Origin of the sequence: uncultured Psychrobacillus sp., assembly GCF_938022135.1 — a bacterium.
In the GTDB taxonomy this organism is placed as follows: domain Bacteria; phylum Bacillota; class Bacilli; order Bacillales_A; family Planococcaceae; genus Psychrobacillus.
Genome location: NZ_CALIED010000006.1, coordinates 30825 through 47126, shown reverse-complemented (window position 1 = coordinate 47126; position 16302 = coordinate 30825). Strand labels below are relative to the sequence as shown.

General features: G+C 34.7%; 15 protein-coding genes. 9 read left to right on the top strand and 6 right to left on the bottom strand.

Features of this window, described 5'->3' with window-relative positions; translation table 11 throughout:
• The first annotated feature begins 506 nt into the window (after positions 1-506).
• Positions 507-1361: a GyrI-like domain-containing protein gene (locus tag Q0371_RS00595; protein WP_251553550.1), complete on the top strand. Its 855-nt coding sequence runs from the start codon at positions 507-509 to the stop codon at positions 1359-1361.
• 763 nt (positions 1362-2124) lie between these two features.
• Here Q0371_RS00595 and Q0371_RS00590 read toward each other — a convergent pair.
• Complete coding sequence (locus tag Q0371_RS00590; protein ID WP_298466927.1) at positions 2125-2835, bottom strand: geobacillin-26 family protein; 711 nt, start codon at positions 2833-2835, stop codon at positions 2125-2127.
• 33 nt (positions 2836-2868) lie between these two features.
• On the bottom strand, positions 2869-3321 hold the full coding sequence (locus Q0371_RS00585) for a hypothetical protein (protein WP_298466924.1): 453 nt from the start codon (positions 3319-3321) through the stop codon (positions 2869-2871).
• A gap of 375 nt (positions 3322-3696) precedes the next feature.
• Between Q0371_RS00585 and Q0371_RS00580 the strand changes: the two genes are divergently transcribed.
• From Q0371_RS00580 to Q0371_RS00570, 3 genes are all read left to right on the top strand, one after another.
• Complete coding sequence (locus Q0371_RS00580; protein WP_298466920.1) at positions 3697-4548, top strand: helix-turn-helix transcriptional regulator; 852 nt, start codon at positions 3697-3699, stop codon at positions 4546-4548.
• Between the two features lie 178 nt (positions 4549-4726).
• Positions 4727-4867 (top strand): hypothetical protein, encoded by a 141-nt coding sequence (locus Q0371_RS00575; RefSeq protein ID WP_298466917.1) that lies wholly within the window; start codon positions 4727-4729, stop codon positions 4865-4867.
• A gap of 586 nt (positions 4868-5453) precedes the next feature.
• Positions 5454-5579, top strand: a complete 126-nt coding sequence (locus tag Q0371_RS00570; protein WP_298466915.1) for a hypothetical protein — start codon at positions 5454-5456, stop codon at positions 5577-5579.
• A 27-nt stretch (positions 5580-5606) separates the two neighbouring features.
• Here the strand turns inward: Q0371_RS00570 and Q0371_RS00565 are convergent, their stop codons facing one another.
• Together Q0371_RS00565 and Q0371_RS00560 are read right to left on the bottom strand one after the other, a co-directional pair.
• Positions 5607-5768, bottom strand: a complete 162-nt coding sequence (locus Q0371_RS00565; RefSeq protein WP_298466913.1) for a hypothetical protein — start codon at positions 5766-5768, stop codon at positions 5607-5609.
• A complete protein-coding gene (locus Q0371_RS00560) occupies positions 5761-6879 on the bottom strand; it encodes a hypothetical protein (protein WP_298466910.1) in 1119 nt (372 codons plus the stop codon). The genes Q0371_RS00565 and Q0371_RS00560 overlap by 8 nt, the downstream gene beginning before the upstream one ends.
• Positions 6880-7260: 381 nt before the next feature.
• Between Q0371_RS00560 and Q0371_RS00555 the strand changes: the two genes are divergently transcribed.
• The 5 genes from Q0371_RS00555 (at position 7261) to Q0371_RS00535 (ending at position 14164) form a co-directional block, all read left to right on the top strand.
• Positions 7261-7458: a hypothetical protein gene (locus Q0371_RS00555; protein ID WP_298466907.1), complete on the top strand. Its 198-nt coding sequence runs from the start codon at positions 7261-7263 to the stop codon at positions 7456-7458.
• Between the two features lie 247 nt (positions 7459-7705).
• Positions 7706-8578, top strand: a complete 873-nt coding sequence (locus Q0371_RS00550; protein ID WP_251553549.1) for a response regulator — start codon at positions 7706-7708, stop codon at positions 8576-8578.
• A complete protein-coding gene (locus Q0371_RS00545) occupies positions 8569-9618 on the top strand; it encodes a HEAT repeat domain-containing protein (RefSeq protein WP_298466901.1) in 1050 nt (349 codons plus the stop codon). The genes Q0371_RS00550 and Q0371_RS00545 overlap by 10 nt, the downstream gene beginning before the upstream one ends.
• Entirely contained in the window at positions 9618-11039 is a 1422-nt protein-coding gene (locus tag Q0371_RS00540) for a glycosyltransferase (protein WP_298466898.1), read from the top strand. Before Q0371_RS00545 ends, Q0371_RS00540 begins: the two co-directional genes overlap by 1 nt.
• 5 nt (positions 11040-11044) lie before the next feature.
• The gene (locus tag Q0371_RS00535) at positions 11045-14164 is read left to right on the top strand and encodes a hypothetical protein (RefSeq protein WP_298466895.1); all 3120 of its coding nucleotides are present in this window, start codon (positions 11045-11047) and stop codon (positions 14162-14164) included.
• Between the two features lie 90 nt (positions 14165-14254).
• Here the strand turns inward: Q0371_RS00535 and Q0371_RS00530 are convergent, their stop codons facing one another.
• Both Q0371_RS00530 and Q0371_RS00525 read right to left on the bottom strand, forming a co-directional pair.
• A complete protein-coding gene (locus tag Q0371_RS00530; RefSeq protein WP_169359051.1) occupies positions 14255-15292 on the bottom strand; it encodes a PTS sugar transporter subunit IIC in 1038 nt (345 codons plus the stop codon).
• 197 nt (positions 15293-15489) lie between these two features.
• Positions 15490-16227 carry a metallophosphoesterase family protein gene (locus Q0371_RS00525; protein WP_298466891.1) on the bottom strand — a complete coding sequence of 246 codons (738 nt, stop codon included), beginning with the start codon at positions 16225-16227 and terminating at the stop codon, positions 15490-15492.
• Positions 16228-16302: the final 75 nt, after the last annotated feature.

Sequence of the window (16302 nt, the reverse complement as noted above, 5' to 3'; positions counted from 1 at the left end):
CCGCGCGCGTTAGCGACGGGTGATGGCTTATCGCTCACCCCACGGAAAGCGTCCGGCTGGGGCGGAAATCAATTCTACTCTCTGATTTAATATTTCTTTGCATCCTAAATCAACCATAACCTTTAACATAGCCTTTTATTATTGTTTTTTACTAAAGCCCCCCTTACTTTAAGTGCATCTTTTTTTATCAATTCTTCTATTCCACTCATTAAACGCCCCATCGAATTCTCACCAGCGAATGATTGAAGGATTTCGAACGCTGCATTTTGCAATCTTTGTGGGATTCCTGCTAAAACAGCACACGTTGCCTCCCAGTGAAAAGCTAGTAGATTCTTTATTTCACATTACTTAAGAGTTTTACTTCCCTGTAACTTTTAGGATGCCCCTTTATTTTGGTGAATTAAAAGATAAAATTATTTATAGAAATAAATTCTGACAGAACCGAGCATTTAAAGACAGGTATTTAAAGTGAAATAAATTTACTATTTAAATAAGGAGGAAATAGCATGTCAACTTGGTTAGAATCGTTACAAAAAGCAATTAACTATATCGAAGAAAACTTATTAGAAGAAATTTCGATAGAGGACATTGCAAAGGAAGCAAGCTCTTCTGCATACAATTTTCAACGAGCATTTGGATTATTAACAGAAACCTCAGTAGGTGAATATATTCGACGGAGAAGATTGACTTTGGCAGCAGATGAGTTAAAAAGAACAGACAGTAAGATTATCGACCTTGCATTTAAGTACGGCTATGATACTCCTGAGGCTTTTTCAAAAGCCTTTAGGCGTCAGCATGAGGTTTCACCAAGTGACGCTAGAAAAAATATTGGCAAGATCAAATCATATAACCGCCTCGTGATAGAGGTGAGGTTGAAAGGGGCAGAACCAATGAAATATCAAATCGTAGAACGTGAAGGCTTTCAAGCAATAGGTATAAAAAAAGAATTTTTACTTGAGAATGAGGGAAATTTAATCGGAATTCCTAAAATGTGGGATGAATTAAATGGGGATGGCACTACTGACAAGCTAGTACAAATTAATAATGGACAAATTAAAGGAATGCTCGGTATTTGTGTAGAAAAACCTCATGAGAAAATTGACTATTGGGTTGCTACAGAATATGCAGGTGACGTTAAAGAAGGATTTGAAGTAATCGAACTTCCAGCTTCTAAATGGGGTGTTTTTGAAGTACATGGTCCAATGCCTGATGCAATGACAAAAGTTTGGAAACAAATTTTCTCTGAATGGTTCCCTGCTAACGGATATCAACATGCAGGAACTCCAGAGTTCGAAAGGTATACAGAGGATGATCCATTCAGTCCAGATTGCTATTCAGAAATTTGGATTCCATTAAAATAATTTGAAATAGAGGTCCCATTCGTCGACGCCAAAACGACTAGTGGGATTTTGAATGGAGGCTAGATATACTTTCTTCTTCGGCCCAACAACTATACAGTTCAAAAAAATCATCTTAATCAATTTAACTGCTCACAATTTTACACAGTTCAATTAGTTTATCTTTTGATTCGTACATGTTTTTTTGTTCATATATTCCGAAATCTCAATTCCCCAGTGGTTTCGGGCATTTCCTGGAGGAGCGGAGCGATCAGTAAAACCTTCGGTTTAGAAGGACAGGTACGAGTAGCGTAATAGGTCTATAAGGGAAGGGAAAAGAACGAGAGATGTGACACCAAATAAAGTACGCAAGTCAAGAAGAATGGGCCAAGAAGGAGCAACGGTGCGAATAAGAGATGTATATGGTCTATCGAGGTTTCTATTATGTATTCTTTTTTACACTGTCTAGTGTTTGTTGTTTCTTTCCATAGAAAAGAGAATATATTTAATCTCTAATATGCATGGCATCAGTCTTAACGATATTAGTCGTTCATTGGGGCATGAGGATCAAAAGACCACCATGATATACTTAGAGAAAATCTTCGAAAAAGAACGTCATGCAATTCATAGATGGAAGCCTGAGATTTTTGGGGAGTTTATATAACATATTAAATTCATCCTGTTTGTTTTATGCGCCAACTGTAAATGTGGTTTTAAAAAATAAAAAAGGTATACTCTTATTGGTTCTGAGTATACCTTTTTTCGAAGTGAAAAGAGAGATTAGTCTTTATACTTCAAAGTAATAAAAATGTGCATCACTAGCTGCTGTTACCATATTAAGACTGGCTTTAAGAGCAGAACCGGTTAAACCAAGTGCCATCAATATTGCTGCAGGCGCAGCACCAGTACCAGCTGTCACAATAGAGAACACTGCTGCCAACACGGTCATAACAGGTATTCCTATAGTAATGGTTGCAAGTAAATGAATTTCAGCTGCGTTTAAATCTTCTACTGCATTTCTAAATGCAATAAGATCAGCTTTATTTGATGACGTTTGTTTAACAGTTTTATACCAATAGTTAACAATATTATCTTTTGGTCTTCTAAGTTCCCAAACGTTAGGGGATTTATTTTGGTCAACTTCATATTCATAGTTAAGTAGAGTATGTTGGTAAGTAGTGGCAGCAGCTATTTGTTGATTGTTGGTTTGGTACTGTTCATTGCCAGATGTAGAAAGGTCTAAAACTAATGGTTCTTTTCCTTCTTCCTCGATTGTCATAACATTGCTTAATTTATCAAAAGTAACCTTGGTATATACATTTCCGTTAATCGATTCAACTACTCGTTCGTTTTTCGAATCGTTTACTTTATAACTCTCACCATTCTCAAGTTGAAGGACAGTATTCTCTGCTGCTAAAGCTGTTGAAATAGGTGATGCGAATATTGAAAAGAATATCATTACTGCTACAACGACTTTTAATGTTCTAATATTTTTCATGAATTTTTCATCCCTTTCATTTTTCCAAATAGTTTATTTTTGTGTTAAGTGGTTTTTACTTTTATTAACCGTTTTTTTTAGCATTTTTTCAATTTGAGATGCTTCATTAGCAGACATAAAGGATTTTCCCAATTTTATCTTTTTCCTATCATTCAAGTAAATGATTATCTGGCGTTCGTTAGTATATACTTCATTAATGTCTAAAGTATTTATCGTTTGCCTAGATAAAATGGGACCGCGATATACAGATATAGAAGAATCATCAATAATTAAATAATTTTTTCTACTTATCCTATAATAAAATCCAGTAAGCATTGCACTAGCAATCATAATTAGAAGTAAGATAGGGCTAATCCATAAACCGAAACCTCTTACTATATCGTTTTGTAGAAAATATATTAAGAGCACAAACATTAAAATACCTACAAGTAACCAACCACTACCTACTGCAATCCATAATCTTAAATTTAAAAATTTTACTTTCAAAGAAAACGCCTCCTTATTAAAATCCTCTAGTATACCATGGAAGGATATATCTATAATTAAATATTCTAAATTTAATTACATTTAATAAAGATACATTTATTAGAGTTACTAAAATTTCTACTTTAGTGTTTTCCATCTAACGGTTCATCTTCTTGAATAGTAATAAAAGATTCCATTGATACTGTTCTATCAGTGTAGCTATTTGAAATACTAAAGAAACCTAGGGCAAGTAACAAAGATATGATTATTCTTGTTTTTTTCATTTTATCCTTCTTTTCCCCTCCTTTTTTATTACTTAATTACTAATATAAGTTATTATAAAATTATAAGATATAGGATGTTATGCAATATTTCGACAAAAAAGGAGGTATATTGATGGAAGAACTAGGGAGAAGATTAGCACATTTTAGAAGAGAAAAAGGCATGTCTATGAAAGAACTAGCAGAAAATGTCTGTGATTATACTACTATTTACAGAGTTGAAAAAGGCAAACAACTACCTAGACTTGAAATTTTAAATGATATCTGTATGAAATTAGAAATTCCTTTTCAATCCTTATTTCCCTTGAATGAAGAAGTGGAGAAAATTAAAAAAACATGCAGAGAGTTGACCTATGCCGAGGATTATTCTTCCCTAGAAACAGCACTGGAAGAGTGTAATGAGTTATTGGGTAGAGTTGATTCTATTTATACTTCTATAGAGTTTAGGAAGTTTATTCTAATGCATAGAGCAATCATTTTACACAAACATGAGAATGATCCTATAAGAGCATTACAAACTTTAGAACCTCTTGTGAAATTAAAAAATGCAGTTTCCGAAATTGACTTTGGGATATTAAATTCTATGGGACTAATATATATATCTTTAAAGGATTATGAAAATGCACATAAGATATACAAAGTTATTTTTAATAAGATTAAAAACAGAAATGCTATAGATGATTCAACATTGTTTCCTAGAGTGGGATATAACTATGCTCTTACAATGTTCAAACTAAAAAAGTTCGAAGTGAGTTTGGAAACAATTCAAGAAGTTCTTTTGTATTCGCAAACTCGCCATCTTATCTATTTGTTAGGCGAAACTCATTATATGCTAGCAATATTGTTCAAAAAAAAGGGGTTGTTAAAGGACTCTGAAAACGAAATCAACAATGCTATTTTAGTATTTTCCTTGACGAAAAATCATGAAAGCTTAGAAAAATCCAAAGACTTTTTATTAAGTCTTTAGAGAATGGTCTACAGATTTGACCTTTTATTTAATTTTAATGTCATAGTATTTCATCTCACCTTTTTAGTTTAAAAAGAGAAAAATTAAGCCATCCATAAAGGATGTATAGTATCTAGCAAACCTGGCTACTACTGATTTAATAACATTACTTTTTTTAATGAAAAAGGGGGAAATCGGTATGGCATATCAAGAATTAGCAAAAATAGTATATGAAAAACATGGAGTAAGTAAAGATTTTGTTGTCTCTTTTAAAAGTTACTCATTTGGAGTGGACGAATATTTAATGGCTGTTGTTGAAAGAGGAGGAGCAGATCAATAATATCTGTAATAAAAACACTCCCCTCTAAACCAGGAGCGATGGAGATGTTTTTAAAAGGTGCCATACACCGAATAATTGGTGAAACGATGATGAAGAATAAGGATTTCTATGGTTATTACAAAGATAAGTTAAAGAAAATCAACTAGATTAAATATCCAGCACACTAGTTCATGTTAAATGTTCTAGTGCGCTGGATTTTTAAAATTTGAGTCAGATATTAATACTATCAAAATAGACGTAAGATAGATCTTCTTTAACTATATGATGTTCATTCAAATACTTATCAATTAAAAGCATAGTTGGAATTGATACATACGTATCACATTCACAAATACTTGCTGGCACACCATGTACGGTTACTTGTTTACCCTCATTTGTTTTATAGTTTTTGCTTATAAATTTTATTTTCCTCTCATTATTACAGTTAGAACATTTCAAGTGAATTGTCCTCCTTAAACGATAATATTTTAGCTCTACAGATTTATAACCTAGAATACCTCTTTTCATATTCTGGTTCAAAAATTACTTGCTAATGATTAAAATTTTCCTCATAGATTCATACTTCTATAAAAAGGAGTATGAATCTATGAAGAAGCAAGAACCTCCTACTATAAAGGATATAGTGGTCAAGAACAGAAAGAAAAGAGAAACCGAGCGCAAGAAATCCAAAGAAAGAACTGCAGCATTTCGTAAAAAGTTAAAAGAGTACTAAATGAAAAAAGGAGCCAGGGGGCTCCTTTTATGCTTTCACTAAACTATTGACTTTCTCTCTATATCTAGCAGTTCTGCTATGCCGAGCTTTTATCTTCTTTTCTCTTTCAAGACGTTTTACTTCAATATAACTCTCCAGAGAATTGTCTTTTGATGTTTTCGCAATATCAACTTGTCTTGGCTTATTCATCTTTAGACACCTCCTTATAAGAGCTAGTTTTAGATCCTTCACTAAGTATCTTGCAATGAGATTCAAGTAATACTAGTAAATTAGCTGTTTTAAGAATACTTCCTTCTTCTACTTTCAGTATACTATCTTGAAGAAGTGCTTGCAATGTAGAATCATCATCGAGCTCCGGATAATATGTAATTATCCAGTAAATCTCTAAATTAGGTAAATAGATTTTATAACTGTAAGACTCATTATCTTCATAGAAGACACTCTCTTGTAAATAACATTTAACAAACGGTTCATTCATAGTGTCTGTATCGTTCACATGAAAAGCCTCTTTAAAATCTCTTCGAGGATACTCTTTTGTAATCAAAGTAAACTGATCATCCTTTACTTGGTAAGCACAAAAATTAGAGTTCATAATGTACAGGTGATGTGGTTTTAAACTACCATCTGCTATGAATTGAATGTTTTCATTCAGTTTTATTAAGATGTCATTTAAGAATATCAAGTTCTCTTCATACTTAAAGATTAATGCATCTTGCTGCTCCAGTTCATCTTCTAATGCAGATACTTCCACTTCACTGAGTTTCATAATTTCTTGTATCGCTCTCTCGTTACTATTTCTTAACATAAAATCTTTAATAGATTCTATTGTAAAGTTCATTCCGAGAAAAGGTTCAACAATCGCGTACTCATTAGGTCTGAACAATCGATAAGCATCAATATGGAATAAATCTTTGTTCTTCCAATTGGGCATCTGCAAAAAAGTATAGATTATAGTTACTAGATACCACAAAGAGAAAACGGCCAAACTTATCTGCCACCAACTAAAACTCTTAAGAATATTGGTCCAGCTATCAATCCAGTCAGTTGCGAACGGTACTACGGTACTGAGAAAAGCTACAGCTCCCGTTATCCCTTGAGTCTTCGATACCTTCATTCCCTTATGTCCAAATGTAATTAAAGAAACGATTTGTTTGAAAGGATAAAACACAAATAAAGGCAGCCACATTTTTTCAAACCCATTTTTGTTTTTTACCTTTTTATAATTAGCATTGGTTTCCTCTAACATTGGATCCAGTCGTTGTTTTAATTTAACTAAATTTTCGTCGATAGCATTATTCACTAGACCCTCTCCTATATGTAATTTAAGGAAAGTATTTCCACCTTCCTGAAATCATATCATAAATTTTTATAGCTACCTACTTAATAATGAACCACTTCGCATTATCAAATTACATAGCTAGATAGGAGTCTCTCAAGTCATAGTCGTCTAATATATAACTATTAAAAGCTATTTCCATTGCATTTTCTTCTGAAAACCCTCTTTTAATCAGATCGTTGACAACTTTTTCAATATACTTGTCCACCATGTACAGGTTCTTCATCTTCTGCAAGGAAAATACCAAATCTGCTTCTTTTACAAAGTAATGTAAGGCATCTCCAAGAACAAACTTTATATTTAGTAGTCCAAAAGACCTCACAAAAATTATAATTGATACAGTTTGTGAGTAGAAAAGAGTATCGTTCTCAAATAGCGATAGATTATGATAGTCCAAAATTAGAGGATGATTTTTATGCAGATACCATTCAATTGTGGTATTACTTTGGTGGTTATTCTGAAGGTTCAGGTACACTATATGATTTAACCAAAAATGACCTAGAAACAGATATTGAGGAAGCCTTAAAAAATGTACTTACATAATTGATTAACAAGTATAACCTTCGAGATGCGAAAAAGTGACGTTCATACTCTGCCAGATTATTAAAGCTTTCTTCCGAGTAATAACCCTTTTCTGATTTTAACAATCCATCATTAAATAACATTTGTGAGAAATTACTCAATTGAAAATTTTAAATTGTCTAATCTTCTATAAATTGGGTATATAAATGGTAAAATTATATTATTTGTAAACAAAAATAAAATAATGGAAAATTTTAGGGGGATTAAAATGAGCTTAACTATACATAACGGCGAGTATGACTCTAAACAAGCCTTTGATCAAATAAAAGATTTTTTTAACGTTTTAAAAGCAAATGTTGTTCGCTCTCGTACGACAATTACTGCTGTTTTTTTATCGGCTTCTTTTAAAAGGTTAGGATTTCAGCAAGAGGATTTAACATCCTATCTTGGAAGCAAAATTAGAAAAACTGATTTTCTTTTTGAGCTTAAGGAGCCTCATAAATGGTGTATCATACTATCCCAAAGTGGCGAGGAGGAAGCGCAAGCCTTTCTTAATAGGTTGTTTGCAGACACTAACATTGTCTCTTCTCTGACTCTATCGGCAACTATTATAGAGATAGGGAACAATCGCGTAGAGTTTGAGGAATTATTAGAGGTTGGAAACAGAGCTTTAGATGAGGTCATTAGTACTGGAAGTCCCTTTGAAGTAACATACATATCACAATTTAAAGAAAAAGACATAGAAAAAATTAAGGTTAGTATTCTAGAGGAAAATGAAATATTTCGGAATGTCCTAAGCTCTTCCATGGAAAATATGAATGTTGATATGTTCGAATTAGAGATAAAAGCTTTCTCTGATGGGTATGATTTTTTAGAATCTAATTGGTATCGTTCTAGCCATACACATATCATCATTATGAACGATATTTTACCTAGAAAAAATGGGCTCGAAGTTTTGCATATGGTTAAACAGCTCCCTAATGAACAACGATTTATAACGTACATGATGACCAAGAAGAAATCGGAGGAGGACATGCTCTATGCCTACGAAATAGGGGTAGATGAGTATTTGATAAAACCATTTAATATTAGACTTTTTGAGGCACAGATAAGAAGGACTTTTGAAAGGTTATGGCTATGATTCAAATTTCCATTAAGTTTGTCCTTCTACTGATCTGTCTCTTAACATTGTTACTCGTTTCTATCGGTCTTTACTTAATTATAAAGAGAGTCAAAGAAGTAAAGATAAAAGCGGAAATAGCATCTTATGTCAGCAAGCATGAAGAGAATTGGCGTCGCTTCTTAATAGAAGGGGTACCCTTTAATCCGGAGGTCATTCCTAAAAGTAGAGAAGAGATAATAGGCATAGAAGTAATATTTTCGACCTACTTAAAGAATCTCTCTAACGAATCCATTCAAGAGAAAATTAGTCAATTTTCTAATGAATACTTAAAGGACTTCTATTTGAAACTTCTGCAAAGTAAAAGCTGGAGTAAACGAATGAATGCTATGTTTCATATAGAAGATTTCAAGATTGATTCTCTTGAAAAAGATTGCGAAAAGCTCGGGAAAAAGAGGATTTCAAGAGAAGAATACTTTCAGCTTTTGAAAATCTATTCGCTATTTAATAAGAATTTATTTTTACAGCATATCCTGATCAGTAATGTTCAACTGTCAGAATATGAGTATAAAAAACTACTTTTAAATCTTCCGGCAGAGCTTTTGGATACATTAACCGATAAAATTACAGATTTACCTAAAACATGCCGCTATGCCTTAATTGATACCTTGGGGCTTAAAAGAGATATAGAGTATTTGCCTCATCTAGAAGTACAACTACAGCAAGAGGATATTGAGATTCGAATAAAATCCCTTAGGGCGATCTATGAGATTGGATTTATTAATAATCCAGAAAATTATTTAGCTTTTGTGAAATCTCCAGTTTGGGAGGAAAGGCTAATGGTAGCTAAATTGTTTCAGCTTTTACCACTTTCTTATACGCTCCCTCATTTAGAAATACTTTTAGAGGATGAATCGTGGTGGGTCCGCTCTCAGGCTGCTAAAACAATGATGAGGGATAAAAGCGGCAGGACTAGCCTAGAAGAGTATATAGAGCATTCAAGTGATCGGTATGCAATTGATATGGCCAATGAGGCACTAGGGAAAGGACTTAAACCATAATGGGCTTAGCCAATATTTTAGATTATATACTTTTGTTTTTTGCCGGAATCATATTGTTTTATATGGTCATCGTTATTTTAACGTATAGTATTATGCTTTTCATGGCTTTCCATCAGCTAAAAAAGCAATCCAAACTCGATAAGGATGAATTAGACGATGATTATATAGATGTGATTTATTCAAAGCCCGTCTCGATTATTGTCCCAGCTTACAACGAAGAAGCAGGTGTGATTGATAGCATCCATTCTCTTTTAAGTCTGCGATATCCACAAACAGAATTAATTGTAGTAAATGATGGGTCTACCGATGCCACTCAGCAGAAGGTAATTGAACAATTTAAAATGAAAAAGATAACAAAAATTATACGAGATCAGCTGTCTACAGAGCCTATAATCGATATTTATCAATCAGTTATACACCCCAACTTACTGTTGGTAAATAAAAAAAATGGAGGAAAGGCTGACGCTTTAAATGCAGGCATTAATGTCTCGAGATACCCTTACTTTTGCTCTATTGATGGAGATTCTATCCTAGAAGAGACTTCTTTGCTTCGGGTGATGAAACCTATTATTTTATCTAACGGTGAAGTTATCGCAACGGGAGGTAATATTCGAATAGCAAATGGATCAGATATTCAATTAGGATCTATATTTAAAACTGGTCTATCGAATAACTTCTTAGTTGTGATGCAGGTTGTAGAATATTTAAGAGCTTTTCTTATGGGAAGAATTGCACTTAGTAAATTTAATTTAATACTGATTATATCTGGAGCCTTTAGCGTTTTCTCCAAGCAATGGGTCATAGAGGCGGGTGGATATTCCAAGCATAATATTGGAGAAGATATGGAGCTGGTCGTTAAAATTCACCGCCTACTTAAAGAAAAAAAATCAAAGAAACGCATTGAATTTGTGCCTGATCCGGTTTGCTGGACGGAGGCTCCTCAAGACCTATCAACGTTAAGGAAGCAAAGAAGAAGATGGCACCAGGGGTTAATAACAAGCTTGTGGAAGCATAGAAAAATGACCTTTAATCCAAAGTACGGAGGAATCGGTATGATTTCTTTTCCTTACTTCTGGATTGTCGAATGCTTGGGACCTGTTATTGAATTGGGAGGATATATTTATATTGTTATTGCCTTCTTTTTAGGAGATATCTATTACGAGATTGCTATACTTCTTGCGCTGTTATTTGTTGTTTATGGAGCCATTTTTTCAGCGTTATCCATATTATTAGAAGCATGGAGTACAAATGCATTCCCGAAAGTTAGAGATGTATTTAGGTTAATCGTTGTATCCCTTTCGGAAATCTTTTGGTACAAGCCGTTAACGTTATTTTGGAGATGTGAAGGGCTGCTCCATTTTATACTAGGTAAAAACGTATGGGGAACTATGCAGCGTAAAGGCTTATCGCAGAAAGGATAGTGGAGATGAAACGATTTTATTTAGTTTGTATTGCTATCCTCTGTATTTTACTTCTACCAATTATGCTGTGGTTTTTAGAACCAAATGAAAAGGTGAGTATCGCCATTATTGATAAGACAGTATCAGATGATTCTTACCGAGAGCATTTAGGACTAACTTGGCTACTCAATCATCTAAAATATTCGAATGGTGATGAAGCATATGATGCATCATCCGATTACTTTGGGTTTACGCCAAATAATAAGGAAAAAATACGGGCATTGCCTGATGACTATTCGAATTATGATGTCATTTACTTGGCTGATACTTACGGTGTTCATGAGGGTAGTAGCGAAGCTTATGGCGGACTGGAGCAAGAAGAGTGGAACAATATTCTAAAGAGATTAAATGATCGAGACAAAAGCTTGTTAATCGCGGAATTTAATACTTTTGCCTATCCTACTGAACCTCCAGTTAGAGAGAGTGTGGAAAATTATTTAGGACTCCAGTGGACTGGCTGGACAGGAAGATATTTTGAAGATTTGGATCCAACTAGCAATGAAGAGATTCCAAATTGGGTGTATGACTCTGTAGAAGATTGGAGCTACACCGGAGAAGGATTTGTGTTAGTAAACGACAAAAATGATGTCATTGTTTTAGAAAGTGATCAGCATTTTGGCGAAAAAGGAATTCAAGTATCCTTTACGAAGGATGGAAAAGCCAAATTTGATCTCGAGAAAAGTGCGGATTACAAATATTGGTTTGACATAGTAGTGCCGCAAGAGGGAACAAAGGTTTTAGCTAATTATCAATGGGATTTAACAGAGGCGGGTAAGAGTTTACTTGAGGAGTATTCAATCCCAACAGAATTTGCTGCAGTTTTGGTAAGAGAACAGTCAAATTCATCTAGTTATTATTTTGCAGGTGACTTCAATGATGTAGCAAAGGTTCCTGCTTTTTATCAGCTAAAGGGGCTAGCAAACATCTATAAATTTGCTGAGAGATTTGCTGATAATGCTTTTTACTGGTCTACGTATGCTCCTATGATGGAGGTAATATTGGAAGATTTCCATACAAGTGAGGGGACCAACATGGAAGATGGCTTGGGCTATAACGCTAGAGTAAAAGGCGAAACATTTGAAGTGTATGAGAATGACCAGTGGAAGCCCTTAACCATTAAAGGGGTAAACATCGGCATGGGAAAACCAGGCTATTTTCCCGGTGAAGCAGCTATTACCGAGGAAGAATATTATCGCTGGTTCAAACAAATAGGGGAGATGCACGCTAACATGGTGCGCGTTTATACATTACATCCTCCCGGCTTTTATAATGCCTTGAAACGCTATAACGAGGAACATGAAAATAAAATTTATGTTCTTCATGGCGTTTGGATCAATGAAGAAAAGCTGGAGGAATCATTAGACGCTTTTGAGGAAGAAAATTTGAAAGAGTTTCAAACGGAAATGAAGACAATTGTCGATGTTATCCATGGAAACAAAATAGTCAAAGAAAGGCCAGGGCATGCTTCGGGTGTTTACAACGCTGATGTGTCTGAGTATATCGCAGGATGGGTTTTAGGCATCGAATGGTATCCTTACATGGTACTAAATACAAATGAAAAGCACAGCTCCATAGGAGAGTATGACGGTACATATTTTGAGACGAAGGGAGCAAGGCCCTTTGAATATTGGTTGGCAGAGCAAATGGATACTATCGTTAAGTATGAAAAAGGGAGCTATAACTGGGTAAGACCAATGAGCTTTACCAACTGGGTGACAACGGATATTTTAGAGCATCCCGCAGAGCCAGCTGAACAGGAGGATCTGGTAGGTGTAGATCCTAACGTCATCTACACAAAAAATGAAATGAAGCTAACTGAGCAATTCGCTTCCTACCATGTCTACCCCTATTATCCTGACTTCTTTAATTATGAGGAGTCCTATCAAAAATTTGTAGATCACCGTGGTGAATTTAATAGCTATGCTGCTTACTTAAAAGAGCTACACGAGGTGCATCGTATGCCAATACTAATTGCGGAATTTGGAGTGCCAGGCTCTAGGGGGCTAACGCATAAAAATCCATTTGGTTGGAATCAAGGTTTTCATTCCGAAGAGGAGCAGGGTAAAATAATTAGCCGTCTATTTGAAGATATTATGGCAGAAAAGCTCTTAGGAGGCTTAGTTTTCACCTGGCAAGATGAATGGTTTAAGCGTACGTGGAATACCGTGGACTATGATAATCCAGATAGACGCCCTTACTGGTCCAATGCGCAAACTAATGAGCAACAGTTTGGTCTATTGAGCTTTGATCGCCATAAGATTAGAGTCGATGGAAAAACAGAGGAATGGAAGGGGAAGCCAATCTATGAAAAGAAAGACGGAAGTATACGATCTTTATATGTAGACCATGATGAAAGATATTTATATATAAGATTAGATTATGATACGTCATTTACTGGGTATCCTTTGATTCTTCTAGATGTCGTTCCGGATCAAGGAAATACTAAGTTTGAAGGCTTGCCTAATATATCTTTTACGAACGGGATAGACTTTATAGTAAATTTAAAGGAAAGTGAATCTCGTTTACTAGTCGATCAATATTACGACTTTTTCTCCTATCAATATGGTCATGTATTAAACTTACTAAAGCCAAAGCCAGCAACTCCTTCATTGGATAGCGGGAAATTTGTAAAAGAGCAATATGCCTTAAATAAGGAACTATACTTGCCGCAACAAAAAACAACGCTTCCCTTTGAATCCTATGAAGCAGGAAAGCTAAAACGGGGAAATGGAAATCCAGAAGCTAGTGATTATAATTCACTAGCGGATTATTACATAGCCGATGGTAAAATCGAGCTTAGAATTCCTTGGCTATTACTACGTGCCAAAGACCCTAGTCAAAAAGAGTTCATGGGGGATTTATACAAGGACGGAATAGAGGCAAGCAAGTTTGTAGATGAAATATTTGTAGGTGCCTTGTTACTGAATGAGCAAGACATTCTTCAGGATACGTTTCCCTCCATGGAAACAAGTGTTTTACCAAAGCTAAGAAGCTATACTTGGGATAAGTGGGATTTACCTGAATACGAAGAGCGCTTAAAAGAGTCTTATACCATCGTACAAGATCTATTTGGTCGATATAAATAAATTAAGTAAAGACGTGAAATCAAGTTGCTGATTTCATGTCTTTTAATTTATGGATTAGTGATCCCATGTTTTTCTTTATCTGAAACTAATTTATTCAAAATCGAGCTTGTAATCCTGGGCTTTAATCATTTTAAGTTTACGTGAGAATAAGTATATCAATCCTACATTTAATGCAATCGGAAGAATAAGAAAGGTACTAAGCATAATAGTTATATTCTTTAGGTTCCAACCGCCTTCAGCTAGATTAATATAATTTAGTGGGCCTACGAGACCAGATAGGCCAAAGCCTGCACTCATGGGAGTACCCTGTATATTTAAGACCCCTGCTAATCCTCCCAATATGGCGGCACTAATAACCATCGGAAAAACAATTTTTGGCTTCATAAAAAAGTTACGCATTTGGATTTTAGGGGAACCGAGTACATGTGCTAATGCAGTCCCTAAATTATTTGCTTTGTAGCTTGCAATTGCCAATCCGACCCCGGTTGCCACTATCCCTAAGTTGGCTGCACCTGAACCGACTCCAGAGAGCATAATAACAGTTGCAACACCTACCGTCGAAATAGGCGATAAAATAATTAGACAGAATGCAACAGCAATTACTGCGCCCATCACTACCGGCTGTAAGGTAGTCAGATAAGCAATTCCTTCTCCTAATAAACCAGTAGACTTTTTCATGAATGGCAATATAAGATAACCGACCATTCCTGGAATCATAATAGTAAGTGTTGGTATGAGAAGAATTGCATAGGCTTTTAGTTTATCTCCAATCATTGTCACAAATAATACTGCTAAAGCTGCCGTAATTCCTGTATTAAGAACAACCCCGATCCCATTCAATGCAAAAAGACCGTCAGCAGTTTTCATGACTGCCCCACTACCGACCATTGCTGCTAACCCAACGCTAGCTGTCTGAATAGGGGTTAGTTTAAAAGTAATACCTACCATAATCCCGATTAAAATAGAAAGCATACTCATTAAGTAAACGGTTATATCAAATAATGGCTGTAAAAACGGAAAATGTGGTATTAATAGTTTTAATATCTCTCCAAGTAAAGCATTTGGTATGAGAGCTACAACAATTCCAATGCTCATCCCAGTAAGTAATTTACTCATAAATTCTTTCATTTCTCTTTCCTCCATCCTTACAGATTGGTGTTAATTATAAAAACTATTCAGAATAGGGTCAATACACTTTATTACTTTAAAGTGATATATAACAAAAGTTAATCATTTTATTATCATTTTTTAATAATAAAATGATATATATAAAAATCCCCTAAACAGTAGTTCAGGAGATTAAGGTCTTTCTGTATAGTTAATATTTATTGATTCACATAAAACAACTTAAATAGAATTTCTCTTTGAGGAACCTCTAATTCCTCAAATTTTTTCAGAAAGGCTTTTTTATCATATTTTACATGACGGATTAATATAGATGGTTCTTTAGAGGAAGCATCTATAATTGCAAAAGGAGCTGTAGTATCTTTTGACACCCCCAAAGCACCAGGGTTTAAGTAGATTTGTTTTTCATTTGAAAAAAGATGCTGTGGATGATGGTGACCAAAGCAGATAATATCTGCGGGATAGGTAGAATACATTTTCTCCATATTTTCTAAAGTGCCTTCTAAGATACTATGAAAAGGTTCGTCCTTAATATGAGCACATCTTTTTTCTTCTTCAATATGATAATGGATGCCGAGTATACGAATACCATTTAAATTTTTTTCCAGTACACGTGGGAGGCTTGTAAGTCTTTCAACATTTTTCTGACTTAACTGATTAGCAATCCATGAATGATGTTCGAACGTATGGCTATAGCTTTCCGGATGACCCTCCCTTTTTTTGAGCGAAAGTATGGCTTCATCATGGTTGCCTGTAATCATTTGGATATCTGGTCGAGAAAATAATAAATCTAATACTTCGTTCGTATCAGGACCCATGGCAATCATATCACCAAGGCACCAAATCTCATCGATATTCTGTTGTCTATCAATTTCCTCTAAAACTGCCTTTAAGGCAAGTTCATTTCCATGGATATCTGTAATTATGGCAAGTTTCATAGCTATAATCTCCTATATTCGATTGGATTTTTCCTTCTTTTTTATTATAGCAAATGGTTGGAAAAGGAAAATCTA

Excerpts from the sequence above, each read along its gene's own strand:
- Q0371_RS00545 (WP_298466901.1), top strand. The coding sequence starts at position 8,569 with ATGGCTATGATTCAAATTTCCATTAAGTTTGTCCTTCTACTGATCTGT.
- Q0371_RS00540 (WP_298466898.1), top strand. The coding sequence starts at position 9,618 with ATGGGCTTAGCCAATATTTTAGATTATATACTTTTGTTTTTTGCCGGA.
- Q0371_RS00590 (WP_298466927.1), bottom strand. The coding sequence starts at position 2,835 with ATGAAAAATATTAGAACATTAAAAGTCGTTGTAGCAGTAATGATATTC.
- Q0371_RS00525 (WP_298466891.1), bottom strand. The coding sequence starts at position 16,227 with ATGAAACTTGCCATAATTACAGATATCCATGGAAATGAACTTGCCTTA.
- Q0371_RS00595 (WP_251553550.1), top strand. The coding sequence starts at position 507 with ATGTCAACTTGGTTAGAATCGTTACAAAAAGCAATTAACTATATCGAA.
- Q0371_RS00530 (WP_169359051.1), bottom strand. The coding sequence starts at position 15,292 with ATGAAAGAATTTATGAGTAAATTACTTACTGGGATGAGCATTGGAATT.
- Q0371_RS00580 (WP_298466920.1), top strand. The coding sequence starts at position 3,697 with ATGGAAGAACTAGGGAGAAGATTAGCACATTTTAGAAGAGAAAAAGGC.
- Q0371_RS00575 (WP_298466917.1), top strand. The coding sequence starts at position 4,727 with ATGGCATATCAAGAATTAGCAAAAATAGTATATGAAAAACATGGAGTA.
- Q0371_RS00565 (WP_298466913.1), bottom strand. The coding sequence starts at position 5,768 with ATGAATAAGCCAAGACAAGTTGATATTGCGAAAACATCAAAAGACAAT.
- Q0371_RS00570 (WP_298466915.1), top strand. The coding sequence starts at position 5,454 with ATGAAGAAGCAAGAACCTCCTACTATAAAGGATATAGTGGTCAAGAAC.
- Q0371_RS00535 (WP_298466895.1), top strand. The coding sequence starts at position 11,045 with ATGAAACGATTTTATTTAGTTTGTATTGCTATCCTCTGTATTTTACTT.
- Q0371_RS00550 (WP_251553549.1), top strand. The coding sequence starts at position 7,706 with ATGAGCTTAACTATACATAACGGCGAGTATGACTCTAAACAAGCCTTT.